Source organism: Deltaproteobacteria bacterium (assembly GCA_029860075.1).
Lineage (GTDB): Bacteria > Desulfobacterota > JADFVX01 > JADFVX01 > JADFVX01 > JAOUBX01.
This window is the reverse complement of record JAOUBX010000170.1, coordinates 1-2,159: the sequence shown is the minus strand read 5'-3', so window position 1 is coordinate 2,159 and position 2,159 is coordinate 1. Positions and strand designations below refer to the sequence as shown.

The following is a 2,159-nucleotide window of genomic DNA, read 5'->3' as shown; positions in this document are numbered from 1 at the left end:
AAGCCCTCTTTACTGTCGAAAGCAGCGCAAAGGTCAGGGCAAAACTGGCCGATTCCGGTATCGATGCCCATGAAGAACTTGTCATCAGGCGCGTTATTTCAGACAGCGGCAAAAACAAGGTATTCATTAACGGCGTCATGGCGACATTGGCTATGCTCACCGATGTCTGTGAAGGCCTTATTAATATTTCGGGCCAGCATGAGCACCAGGTTTTGCTGCAGCCTGAAAACCATCTCGACCTCCTTGACAGTTTTGGTAAGGCGGAATCTCTGAAAGCACGTTACGAGGAAGCATATAAGCGCTACGGCAGGTCGCTTTCCGAACTGGAACATCTGATGCGCGCTGAAAAGAGCAGGGCCGAAAGGGCCGATCTTGTCAGCTTTCAGCTTGATGAGTTAGAGAAGGCCAATATTGAAAAAGGCGAAGATGAGTCGCTTGGTGAAGAACGAAAGGTACTCCTTAATGCCGAAAAACTGGCAGGGGCGGCCACATTCGGTGATGAGCTTATCTATTCCTCCGAAGATTCAATCGTCGGCAGGCTCGGTGAGGTTTTGTCACGGCTGAAAGCGTGCGCCCCTCTCGATTCAAAACTCAAGGCCCCGGAGGAAGCGGCCGAGAACGCTCTTTTTCAACTCGAAGATGCAGCGCTGACCCTTAGAGAATATGCCGGAAATATGACCTTTGATCCTGCCAGACTTGCTGCCGTTGAAGAGAGACTGGCCGACCTGGAAAGGCTGAAGAAAAAATATGGCCCCACTTTGGATGACCTGATCAAGACGAAAGAATCCCTCGCCCTGGAGCTTGACTCTTTTGAAGGGGCCGGAAAAAGCAGAGAAGCCCTGGAAGCAAGAGTGGCAAAAGAGAAGGAAGAGGCGCTAAATATTGCCGGCGAGCTTTCCGCATTAAGGCGTGAAGCGTCAAAACGCCTGTCCCGCGAAGTAGTCCATGAACTTGGAGATCTCGGCATAAACGGCGCAGCGCTTGAAGTTGTCTTCAGGGATTTGGGAGGCCTGAAAGAAAAGGGGCTGGAAGAGGCCGAATTTTTTCTCTCCGCCAATCCCGGAGAAGCGCCGAGAGCGCTGGCAAAAACAGCTTCCGGCGGTGAACTCTCAAGGCTCATGCTCGCTTTTAAACAGCGAACCCTCGGTAAGGAGAAGGTTCCCAGTCTCATATTTGATGAAGTCGATGCGGGGATAGGAGGAGGAACGGCGGAAGTGGTGGGTAAGAAGCTTAAAAGCGTATCAAAGAATTCACAGGTCATCTGCATTACCCATTTACCCCAGATTGCGGCGCTCGGCGATAGCCATTATAAGGTTGCAAAACGGGTGGAAGGGGGGAGAACTTTCACATCGATAGACATTCTTTCCCCTGAAGAAAGAGTTGATGAACTGTCCAGGATGCTTGGAGGCGTGGAAATTACGGAAATGACAAAGAAACATGCAAGGGAGATGCTGTCAAAAAATGCTTAGAAAGGCGAAAGTAGAAGATGTAAAAAAGATGCATGCCCTTATTGACAGTTATGCAAAAAAGGGTGAAATGCTCCCCTGCGCTCTTGTCGATCTTTATGAAAGATTGAGGGATTTTTATGTTTTTATTGATGATGACAGTAAGGAACTGGTCGGGGCCTGCGCCCTTCATATCTGCTGGGAAGATCTTGGTGAAATCAGGTCCCTGGCGGTAAAGGGTGAGAAGAAGCTTTCCGGTATCGGCAAAAAAATGGCGCTTGCCTGCCTTGAAGAGGCGGCTATTATCGGGCTTAAACGGGTCTTTGCCTTAACCTATCAGCCCCGTTTTTTTTCAAGGCTCGGTTTTAAGGAGATCGATAAAGGGGAGCTTCCCCACAAGATATGGGGCGCCTGCATAAAGTGCTCCAAATTCCCCGAATGTGATGAGACAGCGATGATGTTACCGCTTTCTGAATGAAAAGTAACGAGTAAAGAATCTACGCCCAGAGGACGTGGCCTTGCTTGAGCCCTAAAAGAGCTTGCTTTTCCTTCCCGTTAAAAGGCAGCCGAGTGTAGCCGTTGACTGAGGAGGGAGGGCACAAACTGTCTGAGCGGAGCGAGTTTTTGTGCCCGCCGAAGGCAACGGTGGAAGGAGGGGAGTCCCGCCTTGGCGGGACCAAGTTTTAGGGCGGCCTTTCTTTTGTTACTTTTCTT

General features: G+C 50.1%; 2 protein-coding genes. Both read left to right on the top strand.

Annotation, left to right across the window (positions count from 1 at the left end):
• The coding region (gene recN, locus OEV42_21600) for a DNA repair protein RecN (GenBank protein MDH3976865.1) at positions 1 to 1,469 on the top strand (1,469 nt) is incomplete at its 5' end.
• Entirely contained in the window at positions 1,462 to 1,923 is a 462-nt protein-coding gene (locus tag OEV42_21595; protein ID MDH3976864.1) for an N-acetyltransferase, read from the top strand. The genes recN and OEV42_21595, both read left to right, overlap by 8 nt.
• Positions 1,924 to 2,159: the final 236 nt, after the last annotated feature.